18 protein-coding genes are annotated in these 18,623 nt (G+C 64.3%); 10 read left to right on the forward strand and 8 right to left on the reverse strand.

Annotated features, from left to right (window positions below; genetic code table 11):
- Window positions 1–48 precede the first annotated feature (48 nt).
- Complete coding sequence (locus tag AC2VNO_RS07575; RefSeq protein ID WP_486933563.1) at window positions 49–999, forward strand: cobyrinic acid a,c-diamide synthase; 951 nt, start codon at window positions 49–51, stop codon at window positions 997–999.
- A 76-nt stretch (window positions 1,000–1,075) separates the two neighbouring features.
- Window positions 1,076–2,287, forward strand: coding sequence for a toxic anion resistance protein (locus tag AC2VNO_RS07580; RefSeq protein ID WP_486933564.1), 1,212 nt, complete (start codon window positions 1,076–1,078; stop codon window positions 2,285–2,287).
- On the opposite strand, the gene AC2VNO_RS07585 is transcribed toward AC2VNO_RS07580, so the two are convergent.
- The 4 genes from AC2VNO_RS07585 to AC2VNO_RS07600 all read right to left on the reverse strand — a co-directional run bounded on the left by AC2VNO_RS07585 (window position 2,284) and on the right by AC2VNO_RS07600 (window position 6,687).
- On the reverse strand, window positions 2,284–2,631 hold the full coding sequence (locus AC2VNO_RS07585) for a sll1863 family stress response protein (protein WP_486933565.1): 348 nt from the start codon (window positions 2,629–2,631) through the stop codon (window positions 2,284–2,286). The two genes, AC2VNO_RS07580 and AC2VNO_RS07585, sit on opposite strands and share 4 nt — an antisense overlap.
- Window positions 2,632–2,696: 65 nt before the next feature.
- Window positions 2,697–3,965: a GGDEF domain-containing protein gene (locus AC2VNO_RS07590; RefSeq protein WP_486933566.1), complete on the reverse strand. Its 1,269-nt coding sequence runs from the start codon at window positions 3,963–3,965 to the stop codon at window positions 2,697–2,699.
- Entirely contained in the window at window positions 3,962–5,332 is a 1,371-nt protein-coding gene (locus AC2VNO_RS07595; RefSeq protein ID WP_486933567.1) for a substrate-binding periplasmic protein, read from the reverse strand. The genes AC2VNO_RS07590 and AC2VNO_RS07595 overlap by 4 nt, the downstream gene beginning before the upstream one ends.
- A gap of 218 nt (window positions 5,333–5,550) precedes the next feature.
- Window positions 5,551–6,687: a PQQ-dependent sugar dehydrogenase gene (locus AC2VNO_RS07600; RefSeq protein WP_486933568.1), complete on the reverse strand. Its 1,137-nt coding sequence runs from the start codon at window positions 6,685–6,687 to the stop codon at window positions 5,551–5,553.
- A 261-nt stretch (window positions 6,688–6,948) separates the two neighbouring features.
- Between AC2VNO_RS07600 and AC2VNO_RS07605 the strand changes: the two genes are divergently transcribed.
- On the forward strand, window positions 6,949–8,337 hold the full coding sequence (locus AC2VNO_RS07605) for an MFS transporter (protein WP_486933569.1): 1,389 nt from the start codon (window positions 6,949–6,951) through the stop codon (window positions 8,335–8,337).
- On the forward strand, window positions 8,334–9,083 hold the full coding sequence (locus AC2VNO_RS07610) for a sulfite exporter TauE/SafE family protein (protein WP_486933570.1): 750 nt from the start codon (window positions 8,334–8,336) through the stop codon (window positions 9,081–9,083). The genes AC2VNO_RS07605 and AC2VNO_RS07610 overlap by 4 nt, the downstream gene beginning before the upstream one ends.
- A gap of 20 nt (window positions 9,084–9,103) precedes the next feature.
- Here AC2VNO_RS07610 and AC2VNO_RS07615 read toward each other — a convergent pair whose 3' ends face one another.
- On the reverse strand, window positions 9,104–10,336 hold the full coding sequence (locus AC2VNO_RS07615) for an E22 family MetX-like putative esterase (protein WP_486933571.1): 1,233 nt from the start codon (window positions 10,334–10,336) through the stop codon (window positions 9,104–9,106).
- 153 nt (window positions 10,337–10,489) lie between these two features.
- Between AC2VNO_RS07615 and AC2VNO_RS07620 the strand changes: the two genes are divergently transcribed.
- From AC2VNO_RS07620 to AC2VNO_RS07645, 6 genes are all read left to right on the forward strand, one after another.
- On the forward strand, window positions 10,490–11,017 hold the full coding sequence (locus AC2VNO_RS07620) for a retropepsin-like aspartic protease family protein (protein ID WP_486933572.1): 528 nt from the start codon (window positions 10,490–10,492) through the stop codon (window positions 11,015–11,017).
- Window positions 11,018–11,025: 8 nt separating this feature from the next.
- A complete protein-coding gene (locus tag AC2VNO_RS07625) occupies window positions 11,026–12,015 on the forward strand; it encodes a YihY/virulence factor BrkB family protein (protein ID WP_486933573.1) in 990 nt (329 codons plus the stop codon).
- Entirely contained in the window at window positions 12,012–13,052 is a 1,041-nt protein-coding gene (locus AC2VNO_RS07630; protein ID WP_486933574.1) for an NAD(P)H-dependent flavin oxidoreductase, read from the forward strand. The genes AC2VNO_RS07625 and AC2VNO_RS07630 overlap by 4 nt, the downstream gene beginning before the upstream one ends.
- 44 nt (window positions 13,053–13,096) lie before the next feature.
- Window positions 13,097–14,824, forward strand: coding sequence for a VRR-NUC domain-containing protein (locus AC2VNO_RS07635; protein WP_486933575.1), 1,728 nt, complete (start codon window positions 13,097–13,099; stop codon window positions 14,822–14,824).
- A complete protein-coding gene (locus AC2VNO_RS07640; protein ID WP_486933576.1) occupies window positions 14,817–17,147 on the forward strand; it encodes an ATP-dependent DNA helicase in 2,331 nt (776 codons plus the stop codon). The genes AC2VNO_RS07635 and AC2VNO_RS07640 overlap by 8 nt, the downstream gene beginning before the upstream one ends.
- A gap of 96 nt (window positions 17,148–17,243) precedes the next feature.
- Entirely contained in the window at window positions 17,244–17,423 is a 180-nt protein-coding gene (locus AC2VNO_RS07645; RefSeq protein WP_228579377.1) for a PLDc N-terminal domain-containing protein, read from the forward strand.
- Between the two features lie 34 nt (window positions 17,424–17,457).
- On the opposite strand, the gene AC2VNO_RS07650 is transcribed toward AC2VNO_RS07645, so the two are convergent.
- The 3 genes from AC2VNO_RS07650 to AC2VNO_RS07660 all read right to left on the reverse strand — a co-directional run bounded on the left by AC2VNO_RS07650 (window position 17,458) and on the right by AC2VNO_RS07660 (window position 18,602).
- Window positions 17,458–17,664, reverse strand: coding sequence for a DUF3565 domain-containing protein (locus AC2VNO_RS07650; protein ID WP_486933577.1), 207 nt, complete (start codon window positions 17,662–17,664; stop codon window positions 17,458–17,460).
- Between the two features lie 27 nt (window positions 17,665–17,691).
- A complete protein-coding gene (locus AC2VNO_RS07655) occupies window positions 17,692–18,219 on the reverse strand; it encodes a GspH/FimT family pseudopilin (protein WP_486933578.1) in 528 nt (175 codons plus the stop codon).
- Window positions 18,220–18,338: 119 nt separating this feature from the next.
- Entirely contained in the window at window positions 18,339–18,602 is a 264-nt protein-coding gene (locus tag AC2VNO_RS07660) for a PP0621 family protein (RefSeq protein ID WP_228579371.1), read from the reverse strand.
- Window positions 18,603–18,623 lie beyond the last annotated feature (21 nt).

An 18,623-nucleotide genomic window follows, 5' to 3' on the forward strand; every position in this document is an offset into this window, starting at 1 on the left:
CCGGCCCCCGTACACTCGGAAACATCTACCCGCTGGCGCACGAGGCTTATGCTGGGATTTCTGCAGGGATTCGCATATGGGCTGTTCGTCACCTGCCTGCCGTGGTGTCTGGTCGGGCTGGCCAACCCGCGTCTGGCGTTGCCCACCGAGAACCCCAATCGCTTTCAAGTCCTGTTTCGCTACTGTTTGCTGGTGCCCTTCATCAGCACACTGCTGTGGCTGACTTCGCTGTGGGGCGGATTTGGCCCCACCCTTGGCGGCTGGCTAGCCGGCCTGGTAGCGGTGGGGGTAGCGCTGCCCGTTGAGCGGGGCTGGCGTCGCTGGCGTGCCAGGAGGCACCAGCGGCAGTTGCAGGAACGGCTGGCGGCCGAATCCGAGCGCAAGCGCGCCGAACGTGAGCGCAGCGCGCGGGAAGCCGGGGTGGCGGAACTCGATCCGGCGAAGCCGCCGGTGGGTGCCGACGAGCTGACACTGGCGCTGTGCCGCGCCAAGCAGCAGCTGCTCGACGTCAAACGCGGTGACCTGGCGAGCCAGGTGGATCGTTTCTATACCCGCTATGCGCACGTGATGGAGCTGCTGGGCAACCGCTTCGACCGCAGCGAGCTGGCCTACGAGCGCTCCCGCAGCCTGATCACTGAAGTTTGCCTCGGGGTGGTGGATACCTTCACTTCCATGTCTGCCCAGGCACGAGGCGTCATGGGGCTCGATGGCGACTACGTGCGCCGTCGCCTGGAGCAGGAGGGCAGCAGCCGGCTCTCGGTCGAGGAACGGATCGCGCTGAAGCGCCGTCTGGAACTCATCGAGGAGACCGACCGACGCATTCGCCGCCTGGTGGCACGCAACGAGTCGGCGTTGACCCTGCTCGACGATACGGCAGTGGCCTTGGCGCGGGTGGAAACGGAGCGGCCTCAGGCCTCGCTCGCGACCGACCGTGCTCTGGAGGACTTGCGGCGTTTCATCGAGGGTGCCGAGCGGTACAGTCGCAGCGAGCGACGTTGACCTGGCCCAGGCCAGGGCGAGCATCACGCCTGACATTGTTGATAAGGTGCGGGAAAGGCCTGAAGGGAGAACGCATATGAAGCAGCCGTCCGAACGTGGCTCATCGCTCTCGCTGCCGCCATTGGAGCAGATCGCCAGTGAGCTCGAGGAGGTCGCTCCGGTGCCTTCGGACAGCGATGAGATCGTGATCGACGACCCTGAACTAGAGCAGTTGGCCGATACCTTCGTTGACGAAGTGCTGGCCAGCGAAGGTGCCGGGCTCGACCGGCAGCGGCGTGCGGTGGACGAGATGGGTCTGGAGCTGCAGCAGCAGGCGGCGCATCACAGCGAAATGCTGCAGGCACCGCTGCGCAAGCTGGCCCATCAGGGCGATGAGGGCGGCCCCGTGGCCAAGGCCCTGATCGACCTGCGCGGCCACATGCAGGAACTCGACCCCCATCAACACCGCCTGGCGTCAGGGACTTTCGACCGCTTGCTTTCCCGGATACCCGGTGCCGGTAGCCGCGTGCAGCGCTACTTCCGCAAATTCGAGAACGCCCAGCAGGCGCTGGATGCGATCATCGCCGACCTTGAATCCGGCCGCGATATGCTGCGCCGCGACAACATTACCCTCAGTGACGACCAGGAGAGCCTACGCCAGCTGCTGGGCCGCCTTCAGCGTCAGGTCGACCTGGGGCGGCTGATCGACAGGCGCCTGGCTCAGGCGCTGCAGCAGATGGGTGACGAGCACCCCCAGCGGGGATTCATCGAGGAAGAGCTGCTGTTCCCGCTGCGCCAGCGCATTCTCGACCTTCAGCAGCAGCAGGCGGTGAGTCAGCAGGGCGTGCTGGCGCTGGAGGTGATCATTCGCAACAATCGCGAGCTGATCCGCGGCGTCGACCGAGCCCTGCATGTCACTGTCTCGGCGCTGACCGTGGCGGTGGCGGTGGCGTTGGCGCTGGCCAATCAGCGCCTGGTCCTGGATCGCGTGGAGTCGCTCAACACCACGACCTCGGAGATGATTGCAGGGACGGCCAAGGCGTTGCGCCAGCAGGGAGTGGAGATACAGACCCGCGCTTCCTCGGCTCAGCTCGACATGCAGGCGCTGGAACAGGCCTTCGATGACGTGCTCGGCGCTATCGACGACCTATCCCGCTACCGCCAGGAAGCGCTGCCTCAGCTCGACGCCCAGATCGACCGCCTGGCGCAGCTGACACGCCAGGGGGGTGAGTCGATCGACAGGCTGCAGCGCGGCAGCGAGGTGCACGCGCCCGATGCCAAGGCGCCGGATAGTGAGGACAAGCGCTAGGGAGAGCCGCCCGGCGAACGGGGCGGTTCGTCCCCCGGCTGATTGACGTCCTTTGGTGGCGGCGCATGGCGTTGGGCGTCGCGCAACGCCTTGCGCATCAGCTCCCAGGCGTCGTCGAGCCCTTGCTGCAGAGCATCCCAAGCCGCCTCGCTGGCATACTGCAACTCTTCGAGCCGCCGCTGGGTTTCGTCGCGGCGCCGCTTCAGACGTTCGATGTCGTCGTGGTATCGGGCCTGTGCCTCGACGCTTGCCTGGCGCGCACGAGCCGCCAAGGCTTCGATCTCGGCGTTCCACTCGTCCAGTCGCGCCTTCATCTGTTCGATGAACTCGTCACGTCTGCTCATGCATCTTCTCCGCCTCGGGTTCTACTCTATCGATCCTCAGCTTACCCGCCGGTTCCCTGGGCAGTTCAGTTCTGAACGGCGACTTGGTCGCGGCCCTGTCGCTTGGCGCGATAGAGCTGGCCGTCGGCCTGGGCCAGCAGCGCCTCACAGCTGCTTCCGTCGTGGGCGGGTTTGCTGCTGGACACCCCGAAACTGGCGGTGACCCGCCCCGAGCGGGTGGAGTGTTCGTGGGCGATGTCGAGGTCGCGGATCTCTTTCTGAATGCGTTGGGCCACTAGCTCGGCGCCCTCCAGATCGGTGTCCGGCAGCACGCAGACAAACTCCTCGCCGCCGTAGCGTGCCACCAGATCGGAGGCGCGGTGTACGACTCGGGTGAGCGCCTTGGCAATGGCTCTCAAGGTGTCGTCGCCGGCCACATGGCCGTAGTGATCGTTGAACTCCTTGAAATGGTCGATATCGATGAAGATCACTGAAATGGCATGGTCGCTTCGCTGGGCGCGCTGCCACTCCTGGTGAAGAAAGGTATCGAAGTGGCGGCGATTGGCGATACCTGTCAGGCCATCGATCGTGGAAATCTGATGCAGCTGGTCACGCTGGTCCAGGCCACGCTGAAAGGCCTGCAGCAGTTGATCGACGCTAGCCACCAGATGGCCCAGCTCGTCGTTGACATGACGGCCCATGGCCGGCTTGGGCCAGCGGCCGGGATGGTTAGGGTCGGTGGCAGCGATGGCCGCATGCACCTTGAGCAGCGGGCGAGTGACGAACCAGTGGAACACCAGTGCCAGCAGTGCCGCAATGGCCAGCGCCTTTACCACGCCGAGCGAGAAGATCAGCAGGCTACGCTGGCTGAAGTCATGAGCCAGACTGTCGATCGCCAGGCTCAGGGATAGCTCGCCGATGGGCTGTGGGGTGGCATGGGTGCCGGCCTGGTAATAGAGGGTTTTGCGATAGTGGAGGATATCGCCGAACAGCGCCTGGGCGAACCGGTTGGCGGTCGGCTCAGTCTCGCGCTGGCGCTCGGCCATGGCGCGCTGGAAGTCGTCACGAATGGCCACGCTGGCAACGGGGCCACCCTGGAAAAGGCCGTTGACTACCTGTTCCGCCAGCTCGGGATTGAGCTGGAAAGCGGCTTCGGCCGCGGTGCCATGTACCAGGTCGAGGCGCACGCGGGTTTCGTTCACGATTTCGCGCTGCATCGCCCGTGCATCCAGCGCCAACTCGACTGTGCCGGCGAGTATGCTCAGCACCAGCGCAATGATGAGGGTGAGGCCGGCTTGCTTGGCGGTCAGGCTGCGCCTGCGGGGCTGGCGTTCCATGCCAGAGGATTGATTCACGGGGGCGTCTCCACGACGTCATGAGTCCGGTCGAGTGCAGCTTGCAAGCGGGTAATGAAGTGTTCGGGCACCGAAGGGTGGCAGGCGAGATAGAGATCCACCTCGTTGAACGCGAACAGACGGCGCAGCGGTAGATCGGCCTCTTCGGCAAGGTAGTTAGCAGTGTGTTCGCCGGTGACCCAAGCATCGATTACACCGGCACGCAGGCGGCCAATGTTCTCGCGTTCGGCGCTGGCGACGACGATAGGAACGTCCTGATTGGCGGCGTACTGGCCTACGGCATCCTCGCGAAAGCTGCCGACGCGCAGGGTCGTCAGGTCATTCAGGGACGCAGCCTCGATACCGGCGTCCTCCAGGGCGAAGGCGGCCCAGGTGCTGGATGTCAGCGGCCCCACCCAGGTGAACAGCGATTCACGCTCGGGTGTTCGGGTGGTCGAGTAGACGCAGTGGCGTTCGCGCAGCTGGGCCTCAGTATAGGCCCGTGCCCATGGCAGCAATCTGAATTCGGCCTCGAGTCCGGCTTCGGCCAATGCGGCGCGCAGCCGCTCCGTGGAAATCCCCGTGATGGTGCCGTCTTCTCCCTGGTAGTTATAGGGTGGGTACTCCTCGGTATTGAAGGCAATGTTGCCACCGAGAATTTCACTGACGACGCCACGGCTCTGAAGCTGGTCCAGTGCCGCTTGCATGCGCTGTACCAGGCGCGGGTCGGTGTCGCGATTCAGAGCGTAGTAGAGATCGGATTCGCTAATGGTCAGTGCCGGCGCGAAGTCGGTGGTGGGCAGGCCCTCTTCATGCATCAGCCAGAAGGCGACATCCTCGCCATAGGCCCACAGGTCCACCCGGCCTCGTTCGAGCATGCGCAGGGCACTGACGCTGGAGATCGCTGCATGAATCTGCTCACTGGGCACTCCAGCTGCCTGGAGCTTCTGGGCGCCGATATCCTCGCGAATGACGGCGATACGGTATCTTCCGGCGATGACGTCGTCGATGTCGTCGAGCTGGATGTCACGGTCACGCCTGGCGATCAGCGTCACCCTGTCGGTGGCGATGGGGCCCACCCACTGGAAGAGGTCTTCACGCTGCTCGGTGCGCGTGGTGGAAAACAGCACCGTATTGGGCTCGGAGAGAGCCGTTTCATAGCCTCGCGCCCAAGGATAGAAGTGCACGTCGTCCCGAGACAGATCGGTATCCGTTTCGGCGAAGATCCGCTCGAGCAGTTCGATGGACAATCCTTCGAGGCGCTCATTCTGGCGGTAGTTATAAGGGGGATACTCTTCGGTGATGAAGGTCAGCTCCGCCAGGCTGGCGGCAGCCGGGAACGAATGTAGCACGAGCAACGGCAACAGCGATGACCACCACTTTTTCATGTGTCCTGTGCCCCTTGCTGTTTTTCTTTTTCTCTTGGCTTGCTGGCCTCGTTCGCACGCTCGTGCTCATGGCAGGAGCCTTTCGGATGCGAAGCCACACAGGCGGAGTACTTAACCTGGATTAACTCCGATAATGCCCGGGGGAGCGTGAGAAGTGAAGCTGTACCGTGTCCACGCAAGGGGGATGAGGCCCGCCGTACGGCGGGCCGAAAGGAAACTTATTCGTCGAGTTCGAGCCGGTAGAGGGTGCCCTCCTCGTCGCCGATCAGAACGTAGAGATACCCCTCAGGGCTTAGGCGTATGTCGCGCACCGGCCCCAAGGGCTGGTCGAGCAGTTCTTCCACTGCCACCACCTCTTCACCGTTTACCTCGAAGCGGTAGAGCTGCTCGCTTTCCAGGCCGCCTACGAGCAGGTTACCTTGCCACTGTGGGTAGCGGTCACCGTCGATCACCGCCAGTCCCGCGGGGGACACATCGGATTCGAAGCGGTAGGAGGGGGCGACGACGTCCTCATCGCTGAATAGCTCACCGCTGGCGAGATCGTCCAGGAAGTCTGCACCGGCAGACTCTTCGCTGTCTTCCTCTCCAGACCAGCCGTGGTTCTCACCGCTGCGTATGCGGATGAGTTCGTCGTGTCCGCTGTTGCGTGCTTCCACGGCCCAGACATCGCCGCGGGTCTCACCCACCGCCAGGCCGAGTACATGGCGGTGCCCCCAGGAGTAGATTTCGGGCAGATAGCCAGCCTCTTCGAACAGAGGATTGTCCTCGGGCGCCAGACCCTGCGGATTAAGCCGCAGTATCGAGCCGGCATGATCGTTGGTGTCCTGGGCCCGCTCGGATGAGTCGCGGTCGCCTATCGACATCAGCAGGGTACCGTCGTCCATCCAGGCCAGTCGCGAGCCCGATCGTGATCCGGGTTCGGAACGCCGGTTCTGTTCGAACAGCTCTTCCACTTCCGTCAACTGGTCCCCCGCTAGCCGGCCCCGCGCCAACGCCGTGGCGGTGGAGTCGCTGTCGCCACTGGAATAGGTGAAGTAAATCCAGCCTGAGTCGGGGTAGTCCGGTGAGGCGGCTACATCGAGCAGTCCTCCCTGTCCTTCGACGTGGATGCCGGGCAGGCCTTCCACCGTCTGGCTCTCATCGTTGTGGAAGATCCTGAGCTGTCCGGTGCGTTCACTTATCACGTAGAGCTCGCCGGGCAGTACGGCAACGCCCCAGGGCTGATCGAGATCTTCCGCTACCGGTACCAGCCTCAGCTCATGATGATCGGTGCTCAACGTCACCTCATCGGCGCCGGCGGCTGCCGCGACCATGGCCAGGGTCAGCAGTGGGGTACCACTCCAGCGTCCATTCATTATTCACCTCCGTCCAAGTGTGTCCCTACGGAAACACTGTACAAATGCCAGCGCGAGCGAATCGCTGCGTTGCGCGGAACCCTCACATATTCCATATGCTTCGGTTACCGTGCTCAGTGCGTCTTGTGCTTCGTCTCGCTCGTCGATTTGTTCAGCACTTCCTTCCAGTGTAGTGAAAGCCGCTCCTGCGTCATGTCGGACACGAATTGCTGGTAGGCTTAGCGCTTCGGGGGAGCTCCCAAAGGGCATAGGAGAAAGGGGATGAGCGTGACACCGGCGACTGGTAGCGCTGGCGCCAGGCAGCGGGCATCGAACAAGGAAATCCTGGGCTGGGCGATGTTCGACTTCGCCAACCAGGCGTATACGCTCTTGATCATCACCGTCGTGTTCGGTGAGCTGTTCACCACCGTCATCGTCGGTGACCGCGAGGATGGCTTCCGGCTGGCCAATCTGCTATGGAGCCTGGCGCTCGCCACGAGCTATCTGCTGGTGGTGATCACCGCACCGCTGTGCGGGGCGGTGATGGACTACCGGGCGGCCAAGAAGCGCTTCTTGTTCGTCAGCTACATCGTCACGGTGGTGGCCACGGCACTGCTCTACTTCGTGGCGCCGGGCTACATCATGCTCGGGCTGCTGCTGATCGTGATATCCAACTACGCCTATTCCATGGGCGAGTCGTTCATCGCCGCTTTCCTGCCGGATCTGGGCCCGCCGCAGGACCTCGGCAAGATTTCCGGCTTCGGCTGGGCGCTGGGCTATGTCGGTGGCCTGTTCGCGGCAGGTTTCACACTGGTGGCGTTGGGTGAGGCCACGTTGAACAACTTCGAGCGCATCCGCTGGGTCGGTCCTTTTGCTGCGGCTTTTTTCCTGATCGCTGCCATTCCCACCTTCCTCTGGGTAAAGGAGCGTGGCACGCCGCAGCCCCAGCACAAGCGCTATCGCGACATCGCCTGGGAGCGGGTCTCCACTACGCTGCATGAGCTCAGGCGCTTCCGCGACCTGGGCATCTTCCTGGTGTCGCTGCTGTTCTCCATGGCTGGGGTCTACATCATCATCGCCTTTGCGTTCATCTACGGCGCCCAGGTGATCGGCTGGGACGAGTCGGTGCGCAACATCATGTTCATCATCGTGCAGATCACGGCGGCAGCCGGCGCCTTGGGTTTCGGCTTCATTCAGGATCGTATCGGTACCAAGTTCACCTATCAGCTGACCCTGCTGCTGTGGGTGGCGGCGGTGCTCGCCATCTGGGCCACGCCGGAGGTCACCGCCTTCCTCAATGCCAGCCTGGGGCTCACCTGGGAAGCCCAGCACCTTTTCCTGTTCGTCGGCTGTCTGGCAGGGCTCTCGCTGGGCTCCAGTCAGTCCGCCAGCCGCGCCCTGGTGGGGCTGTTCTCCCCCGCGCGCAAGTCGGCCGAGTTCTTCGGCTTCTGGGGGCTGGCCAACAAGCTGGCGGGCGTTTTCGGGATCGTCGCTCTCGGGCTGCTGCAGACCGTGGTGGGGCTGCAGGCTTCGATTCTGCTGTGCGCGGCGCTGTTCATCGTCGCCATGCTGATCTGCCTGGCGGTCAATCAGGTTCGGGGCCAGCAGGCGGCGGCCGAATGGGAAGCGAGCAACGGCGCGGTGGCCTCTGGCGAGGTAACCCCCTCATGACCTTCGATCCGGTGCTGCTGATACTGGTGGCGGCAACGTTCGTCGTCGCCGGTATCGTCAAGGGTGTCGTCGGCATGGGCATGCCGACGGTGTCGCTGGCGCTGCTCACGGCCACGGTGGGGCTGCCGTCGGCCATGGCGCTGCTGCTGGCGCCCACCATCATCACCAACGTCTGGCAGGCCCTGGTGGGCGGTTATCTGCAGCAGATCCTGCGACGTTTATGGCCCTTCCTGGCGGCCTCGGTGGTGACGGTGTGGCTGGGCGTGGGCATCCTCGCCAGGGTCGACGTACGCTGGCTCTCGGGTCTGCTCGGGCTACTGATCGTTTTCTACGCCCTTGCCGGGCTGTTCAACCTCGGCCTCGGCAAGCTGGTCAGCCGGGGTCGTCATGCTGCGCCGATCAACGGCGCCCTGACCGGCCTGCTCACCGGCATGACCGGCTCTTCGGTCTTCCCCGGGGTGGCGTACCTGCAGTCGCTCGGCTTGCCCAGGGACATGCTGATCCAGGCCATGGGCGTGCTGTTCGTGGTCACCACCATGGCGCTGGGTCTCTCCATGGGTGGCCAGCGGCTGCTCAGCCTGGAACTGGGGCTGCTATCGCTGGGGGCGGTAGTGCCGGCCCTGGTGGGCATGCAGCTGGGGCAGCGATTGCGCCGCCGGCTCTCGGAAACGACCTTCCGTCGTGTCTTCCTCAGCGGCTTGCTGGCCATGGGGGCCTATCTCCTGGTGCGCTCCCTGGCGGGTTGAGCCGTCAGGGAGCGGGCGCCTTACTGAGACAGAAAATCGCGGATACGATCCCCGGCCTGGTCGATGCCGAGCACACCATCCAGATGGCCGCGCGAGCCCTCCAGTGTGATGAGCTCGACCGAGGTGCCGCCGGCTTCGATCAGCTCGGCCGTCTTGCGCACGCCCTCCGGTGCGAAGACCAGATCGTTCTCGCTGTAGAGGATAAGGGTGGGTGCTTCGATACGCGCCAGCCCCTCTTCCAGATCCCCGTCGTGTCCGACAACGAATGCCTGATTGGCCTTGACCAGATAAAGCAGGTGGTTGGCATCGGCGATCTCTGCGCGGGCAGCGGCGATGTCGTCGAGGGTCTGCTCGATGGCATAGCGTGCGTCGAGTTCGCGGGTCGGGTCGGCGCCCTCGTCGGCCCAGCTCCGATCGAAGGTTTCATTGGCCCACTGCCAGTGGTTGGCGTTCAGCGTCACCAGCTTGAGCGCTTCGCGCAGCCCGTCCAGCGGAGGCTCGCCGTCGTAGTAGTCACCCTGGTTCCAGTTGGCGTCCACACGGATGGGAGCGGCCCAAGCGCTAAGAGTCGCCAGCAGCCAGGGATCGGCAACACCGCCGCCGATTACCGAGATCAGCCGCTCGACCCGGTCGGGATAAGCGCTGGCCCACTCGTAGGCCTGCAGGGCGCCCATGGAGGGCCCCATCACGGCATGCAGCTGCTCTATGCCCTGGCTCTCGAGCAAGGCCTTCTGCACCTCGACGAAGTCGCGAATGGTAACCAGCGGGAAGTCGGTGCCCCACGGTTCGCCGGTTTCGGGGTTGGTCGTCGCCGGTCCGGTAGTGGTCACGTTGGGATCGTGGGCGTTCAGATTGACCAGGGTGTCCGAGGCGATGATGTAGTACTCGTCGGTATCGAGCGGCTTGCCGGGGCCGATGATGGCATCCCAGTAGCCGGGGGCGGCATCGTCCTCGGCGTAGCGGCCTGCGGCGTGACTGGTGCCGGAGAAGAAATGGGTGATCAGGATGACGTTGTCCTTCTCCTCGTTGAGGGTGCCGTAGGCCTCCCAGCCGATGCGTACCGGGGCAATGGTCTCCCCGCTGACGGTGGTGTATTCCTCCATCTCGAAGATCTGCTTCTCTACCAGGCCGTCCCAAGCGGCTGCGGACGTACTGGCCAGCAGGACAACGGCCAGGCTGGCGCTGGTCAAAACCGAGGCCGTGCGGGAATGGCTGTGAATCATCATTGTCGAAGTGTCGATGCCGTCGTGCATATAGCTATCCTTGTCATTGTTGAGTCGAAGTCGACGCTCCTGGCGGGGAAGGAGATGGCGCAACGCAGCAAAGCCAAGCGTGACGCCGTTCATTACAGACAGCGGATGCGCGAGTGTCAAAGTGGACGGGACCTGCCACACAGGAGATAGGACATGAACCGACAGAACGGTTCGATCCGGCGCGCTGGCATGGGAATGATGCTGCTGTTCTGGGCATCCTTCATCGGGTTTGGCAGCTGGTGGCTATATGGCTTTCTCGAAGCCCAGCGCAATCCCAACGCGCATCTGGTCAATGCAGTGACAGGGCAGGAGGAGCCGATCGTGCTCGAGCGCAATCGCTCGGGGCACTTCATTGCCACTGGGCGCATCAACGGAGAGCCGATCGAGTTTTTGCTCGATACCGGCGCCACTTACGTGGCCGTTCCCGCCGAGTTCGCCGAGCGGCTGGGGCTGGAACGGACGGGCTCGGCCTGGTTCAACACCGCGAACGGGCGTGTTCGCGGCGACCTGACGCTGCTCGACGAAGTCAGCCTGGGCGGCTTTACGGCCGCTGAAGTACGCGGCTCCGTCAGCTCCGGGCTCGAAGGCGATGTGGCTCTGCTGGGCATGAGCTTTCTCAACCGCTTCGATATCGAGATCCGGGACGCCCGCATGATACTGCGCCCGGCTCAGCAACCTTAAGGAGAAACATGGCGAAGCCGCAGAGGGGCCGCAAGGCGGGTAAACCTAACCAGATACCCGGCGCGGGATGGCTGGACGTATTCTGGCGAGTCAAGGAGCAGTTGGCCGACGATCGCGTCAACATGCTGGCGGCAGGGATCGCCTTCTATGCGCTGCTTTCATTGTTCCCTGCCATTGCTGCGGTCATTTCGCTGTGGGCATTGGTCTTCGACCCGGCGGAGATGGTCAGTCAAATCGCCGAGATCAGCCGCTTCATGCCAGCCGGGGGAGCTCACCTGGTCAACGAGCAAGCCCGTGAGGTCAGCGAAAACACCGACACCGGCCTCAGCCTGACGGCTTTGTTGAGCCTGACGATAGCGATGTTCGTGGCTTCCAAGGGCGTGCGCGGCCTGATGGTGGGGCTGAACGTCGTCTACGGAGAGGAAGACCGGCGGGGGCTGGTCAAGAAGACGCTGGTTGTCGCGGCACTGACCATCGGTTTGATCGTGATGTCGCTCGGGGCGACCAGCTTCATTGCGCTATATCCCTTGGCCGTTGCCTGGCTTGCCCTGGAGGGCCCCGTGGTCACGCTGATTACCTGGCTGCGCTGGCCGGCGCTGCTGCTCTTGATGATGTTCGGCGTTGCCGTGCTCTATCGCTACGGCCCCTATCGGCGCTCGCCGCGCTGGGAGTGGGTCAGCATGGGTACGGTGGTGGCGACGCTGCTGTGGCTGTTGGGCTCGGGGGGGCTGTCGCTGTATGTCGGCCAGTTTGCCAATATGGATGAGCTCTACGGTTCGCTGGGGGCCGTGGTGGTGTTGATGCTGTGGTTCTGGCTTTCCTCATTCGTCGTATTGCTGGGCGCCGAGATCAACGCTGAAATGGAGCGCCAGACCCGCAAGGACACCACGGTAGGTGAGCCCAAGCCGATGGGTGAGCGAGATGCCTACGCCGCCGATACCCTGGGACCGAAGCGACCATGGCGGCGCAATCGCAACCAGCAAGGAGAGGAACCATGAGCCTGACCCGCCAGCTCGGTATCGAGCTTCCCATCTTTCAGGCCCCCATGGCCGGCGTACAGGGCAGTGAGCTGGCCGTGGCCGTCAGCGAGGCGGGTGGTCTCGGGGCCTTGCCCTGCGCCATGCTTTCCCCCGAGGCCATGACGGAGGCGCTGCAGCGCATCCGTGCTGCCACCACGCGCCCGCTCAACGTCAATTTCTTCTGCCATGTGCCACCGACGCCGGATGAGGCCCGGCTGGCGCGCTGGCATCGGGCTCTGGAGCCCTATTACGCCGAATACGGTCTCGATATCGGCAGTGTGCCGACGGGGGCCGGCCGGCGGCCATTCGATACGGCGGCCTGCGACGCTCTGGAGCCCTTTCGCCCCGAGGTGGTCAGCTTTCATTTCGGCCTGCCGGATGCAGCACTGTTAGAGCGGGTCAAGGCTTGGGGGGCGAGGGTGCTGTCGTCTGCCACTACCGTCGAAGAGGCGCGCTGGCTCGAGGCATACGGTGCCGATGCGGTGATTGCTCAAGGCCTGGAAGCGGGGGGGCATCGCGGCATGTTCCTCAGCGAGGACGTGACCACCCAGGTCGGCACCTTCGCCCTGTTGCCCCAGGTGGTGAAGGCCGTTTCGGTGCCGGTGATCGCCGCCGGCGGCATCGCCGATGCGCGTGGCGTGGCGGCAGCCCTGGCGTTGGGCGCTTCGGCGGTCCAGGTCGGAACCGCCTTCCTGTGCTGTCCGGAGGCCACTACCTCGGCGCTGCATCGTCGTGCGCTGCAAAGCGAAGCGGCATGCCACACTGCTCTGACCAACCTCTACAGTGGCCGGCCGGCGCGGGGGATCGTCACGCGGCTGATGCATGAACTCGGCCCGCTGAGTGACGTGGCTCCCGCCTTTCCTCTAGCGACCTCAGCCATCGCGCCGCTGCGAAGCGCTGCCGAGGCGGCGGGCAGCAGCGATTTTTCACCGCTATGGGCCGGTCAGAACGCCAGCGCCTGCCGTGAGGCGCCGGCGGCCGAGGTGGTGCGCTCACTCGCCGCAGGTCTGCGCTGAGCGTGGATGCTGGCGAAGGGCGGCAAGGCTGATATCATGGATGCATGAACAGTATTTCCGCCCCGGTGTCGTCCACGGCGTCGCTCGACGACCCTTTCTACTATCTGGCGAACTTTCGCTTCGTTCTCGACTGGGTGAGTGATCGTCACGCCGATTTGCTGACCGAGCAGGAGCTGGCCTTCGCTGAACGCTTTGCGGCCGTGCCGAAGGCTGCCCAGGCGCTGCTGGTGCGCATGGTGATGCGCAAGGGCGACTGCTTTCGCAGTGGGAAACTCACATACGCAGAGATCGGTGCGACCCGTGAGGCCATGACGCCTTTGATCGAGGCCGGCTGGGTGGAGGCGGAGCCGAAGCTCACGCTTGTTGAATTGTTCCGTCTGCTGCGCCTGGATGAGCTGCGCCAGGCCCTGGCCGGGGAGATCGCGGCGGCGGGGCTTACGCCCAGAGCCAGCAAGGCGGCCATTGGCGAGGCGCTGCTGCCAAAGCTGGATCAGCCACGACCCCTGGCGCAATGGTGGCCGCAAGCCAGCGCCGTGCTGGGCGAAGAGCGTATCGTGCGGCTGACCCTGATGCCGTGGTGCGACCGGCTGCGGCTGATGTTCTTCGGCAACCTGCGTCAGGACTGGTCCGAATTCGTACTGACCGAGCTTGGCTTGCAGCGTTTCGAGCGGGTCGAGTGGCATCCCGGCTCACGCGCGTTTCGCGATCGAGAGGAGGTGGACGCCTATTTAAGCCTGCATGCACTACGCGAACGCCTTGCGGTAGGCGAGACACCCGAGGAGCTCATGGCAGCAGTGCCGACGGTGCCGGAGGACAACGTCTGGTTGGCGCAGCGACGCGGCCGGCTGCTGTTTCATCTGGGGCAGGCTGCCGAGCGCGCCGGGCGGGTGGCACTGGCCCTCGAACTCTACGGCGCAAGCGGTGCAGGGCTGGGCGGGCAGGTGGAGGCACGTATTCGTCGCCTGCGCTTGCTGGAGCGAATGGGTGAGTACCGACAGGCCCATAGCCTTGCCAGCAAGGCGCTGATGGCGCCGGCCTGCGAACAGGAGCACCAGGCGCTGGAGCGCCTGGTACCCAGGCTGTGCCGCCGGTTGGGCTTGGCGGCGCCGGAGCACGCGCCGGAAGCGACGCCGCAACGCTTTGAACTTTGTCTGGCGCGGGCCGCTACGGTAAGCGTAGAGCGGGCGGTTGCCGAGCATCTGACGCGGCCCGACGCCCCGGTGTACTACGTCGAGAACACCCTGGTGACCGGGCTGTTCGGCCTGCTTTGCTGGCCTGCGCTGTTCGCTCCGCTGCCAGGCGCTTTCTTCCATCCCTTTCACAGTGGGCCGGCGGACCTTTATCGCGACGACTTCGTGGCTCGTCGCCGTGAGCTGTTCGAGGCCAGCCTGGCACGGCTCGATGAGGGCAGCCACGGCGAGGCGATATGGAATACCTGGCGCGAGAAGCGGGGATTGGCCTCACCCTTCGTGCACTGGGAGGGGCTCGACGAGCCCATGCTGGAGCTGGCGCTGCGCTGTATCCCCGCCGTTCATCTGCGGGCCTGTTTCGAGCGCCTGCTGACCGATCTCAGGGCCAACCGCGCCGGCTTGCCCGATCTCATCCAGTTCACGCCGGAAGCCGCCGAATCTCGCTATCGATTGATCGAGGTGAAGGGCCCCGGCGACCGACTGCAGGACAATCAGCGCCGCTGGCTGGCCTGCTTTCGCCAGCATGGCATTCCCGCTGCGGTGTGCCATGTGAGCTGGCAGCCGGATCGGTGCCATGAGTGATGCCGCCGAGCAGAGCGAAACACCGCTCTATCGAGTGCCGGTGCGAGCGCTGTGTGACTTCACTGCCCGCGAGGGCGACCTCGACCACCGCTTCACCCCCTCGCCCAGTGCCCGCGAGGGCATTGCCGGCCATCGTCTGGTCGCGGGTCGTCGCGCTGAAGGTTACGAGAGCGAGATCGTCCTGCAGGGCCACTATCGCGGCCTGGTCGTCAGTGGTCGCGCCGACGGCTTCGATCCGGCCAACCATCGTCTCGAGGAGATCAAGACCCATCGTGGCGACCTGTCGCGCATGGGACACAATCAGCGTGCGCTGCACTGGGCTCAGGTCAAGGTCTATGGCGCCTTGCTGTGCGCCGCACGAGGGTTCGATTCCCTGACCGTGGCATTGGTCTATTTCGATATCGCCAGCGAGCGCGAGACGCTGCTTACCCAGCAGGCCAGCGCCGCCGAACTCAGCGCGTTCTTCGAGGCGCAGTGCGAACGCTTCCTGAGCTGGGCCAAGCAGGAAAGCGAGCATCGCCGTCGGCGTAACGCCGCGCTGACCGCACTGACCTTTCCCCATGCCGAATTCCGCCCGGGACAGCGGGAACTGGCCGAGGGCGTCTACAAGACGGCCGCCACCGGTCGTTGCCTGCTGGCCCAGGCCCCCACCGGCATCGGTAAGACCGTTGCCACCCTGTTTCCGACTCTCAAGGCGATGCCGCGACAGGACATCGACCGAATCGCCTTCCTGACCATGAAGACCCCGGGACGACGGTTGGCGCTGGAGGCGCTGACTCTACTTGGAGCTACCGCACGCGATACAAGGAGCCCGGAGCCGCCGTTAGCCCTGCGGGTACTGGAGCTGACGGCTCGCAGCAAGGCCTGCGAGCATCCCGACAAGGCGTGTCATGGCGATGCCTGCCCGCTGGCGGCGGGCTTCTACGATCGCCTGCCTGGGGCGCGTCAGGCCGCAGTCGAACGTGGCTGGCTCGATCGTGAGGCACTGCGCAAGGTGGCCCTCGAACATGAGGTGTGCCCCTACTACCTGGGGCAGGAGTTGGCGCGCTGGTGCGACGTCTGTGTGGGTGATGTGAACCACTACTTCGATGTCTCGGCGCTGCTGCATGGCCTGGCTCAGGCCAACGGCTGGCGTCTGGCGCTGCTGGTGGACGAGGCACACAATCTGGTGGAGCGTGCCCGCAGCATGTACAGCAGCGAACTCGACCAACACACCTTCAGCCAGCTGCACCGTCGTGCCCCCGCAGCGCTGGTGAAGCCGCTTGGCCGGTTGCTTCGTCAGTGGCAAAAGCTGGTGCGGGAGCAGAGCGGAGCCGATGAGGGCCGTCAGGGAAGCCCGGGGTATCGCGTGCTCGATGACTTGCCAGGGCGTTTCGTCAATTCCTTGCAGCAGGTGGCGACGGCGCTGACCGACTATCTCGCCGAACACCCCGGCGGTGCCGATGCCGCTCTACAGGAACGGCTGTTCGAGGCCCTCGGTTTCATTCGTCTGGCCGAGTCGTTCGGTGAGCACTCGCTGTGCGATCTCACCTGGCATGGCCGTGGACGCTCGGTTCTGGGCCTGCGTAACCTGGTGCCGGCGGATTTCCTGGCGCCGCGCTTCGCCCAGGCTCACAGCAGCGTGCTGTTTTCGGCCACCCTGAGCCCCTCGCATTACCATCGCGATCTGCTGGGTCTACCCGATGACTGCGTCTGGCAGACGGTTGCCTCGCCATTTCACCGCGATCAGCTCGAGGTGCGCATTCAAGGCGGCATCTCGACGCGGATGCGCGACCGCGAAGCCTCGCTCGACCCGATCGTGGCTGAGCTGGCCGGGCAGTACCACAGCCGGCCTGGGCTCTATCTCGCTTTCTTCAGCAGCTTTGCCTACCTCCAGGCCGCGGCCGAGCGGCTCTCGCAGCGACACCCCGAGCTGCCCCAATGGAGCCAGACCCGCGCCATGAGCGAGGCCGATCGCGATGCCTTTCTGACCCGCTTTCGACCGGGCGGGCAGGGTATCGGTTTTGCCGTGCTGGGCGGGGCCTTTGGTGAAGGCATCGACCTGCCAGGCGAGCGCCTCGTCGGTGCCTTCATTGCCACCTTGGGCTTGCCGCCCTTCGATCCCTTCAACGAAGCGCTGAAGACCCGACTCGAGGCACGTTTCGGTGACGGTGATGCCTATGCTTATCGCATCCCGGGGCTGATCAAGGTGATTCAGGCCGCCGGCAGAGTGATTCGCAGCCCCGAGGACAATGGCACGCTGGTGCTGATGGATGACCGTTACCTTCGCCGGGACGTGAAGCGTTTACTCCCTGACTGGTGGCGGATTGGCCGCGCTGTGTAACGGCAAGCTTACTCAGGGTTACAGTTTCGGATTGTTACCTGTGCCGCAGCGTGCTACTTCTGAACCAACACTTACCGCTGGACAAGGAGATGTCTGATGGGAATCGAAGTGGGCGGCCTGCTAGGCCTTATCTGGTTGATCATCCTGGTGTGGGCCATCGTCAAGGTGGCCAAGAGCCCGGCGGGACCCATCGCCAAGCTGCTATGGATCGTCGTGCTGCTGCTGTTTCCGCTGGTCGGCCTGATCATTTGGCTACTGATGGGCCCCAAGGGATAGTGCCGCGTGGCGGGGCTCGGCTCCCAGGCGGCTTTCAGGCAGTGTCCCGAGGTTCGCCGCGCTCACATTTCAGGCAGTTGAGTTCGAGGCCGAGGCGCGAGCGGCGCCCGGTCTCGGTCATTACCCAGGGGCGCTCGACCCAAGGCGGTTGATGTCGCACATGTTGGTAGTGGCCGCATGCCAATTGCGCCACCCAATGCCGCTCTTCATCCTGATGGTAACCGACGATGGCCTGCCGCATGGGACCCCCTGGTGGTTTCACGCCGTGCTAGCAGCTGATCGCATTGCCCGCGCGTACCCGCCCGAAATTGCTCAACACCAGCTCGGTACCCTGACCATGCCGGCCGCAGATCCGGAAGGTGCCGTTGTGGCCCGATGAACGCCCCAGCATGCCATAGCGTACCGGCTTGCCATCCTGGCGATAGCTCACGCTGACACCGCGTCCCCCCTCGACTACGCGAAGCAGGGCGTCGGGGCTGAAGGCGTTCCCCGCCAGCGGATCGAGCACGATGGCCAGAGGAGCGCTCCAGTCGTCCATGTTGCAGCTGAGCCGATCAGGGCTGGGACAAACGATTACTGCACTGCGCCGGGTAATGGCCGTGTTGCGACCAAGGGACAGCGCGACCCGTAGCCGATGCGCCTCGGCCGCCACTTCCTGCCGGGCGCTCATGGCCTGCAGGCCGGGAACGGCCCAGCCCATCAATAGGCTTGCCACGGCAATGACGATGAGCAGCTCGATGAGGGTTAGGCCGCGCTGGTGCGAGGCAGCACGATTCGAGGCGTTTGCCGCTTCCATGACGCTCTCCGGAGTGTCGTCCGCTATTCACGAGACGTTCACTCTAGTCGAGCGCAAGATCGCTTCCATCAGACATGGCCGATGGACTCTGTAGGCGATTGCCGCTACGGCTTGCCGGCCTACTCTTCGGGTTGCTGCTCTTGCAGATAGCGGTCGCGATGGGCGCTGCTGCAGAACCATTCCCCCTTTTCGCGCAGGGCGTCGGACTCCGGTACGTGCACCTGGCACCAGGCGCAGCGCACCATCTGACCGCCCTCCTGGTGCGACTTGTCTTCCAGCTCTCCCTCGCGGTCGAGCTTCCACTCTCGGTACATGCGGTAGAGCTTCAGGCCGGCGAAGAACAGCACGGCGAAGATAATCAGGCGAATGAGCAACAGGTTCATCCTTTTTGGCTCCCCTCTGGG

Source organism: Halomonas sp. TH-94 (assembly GCF_057473365.1).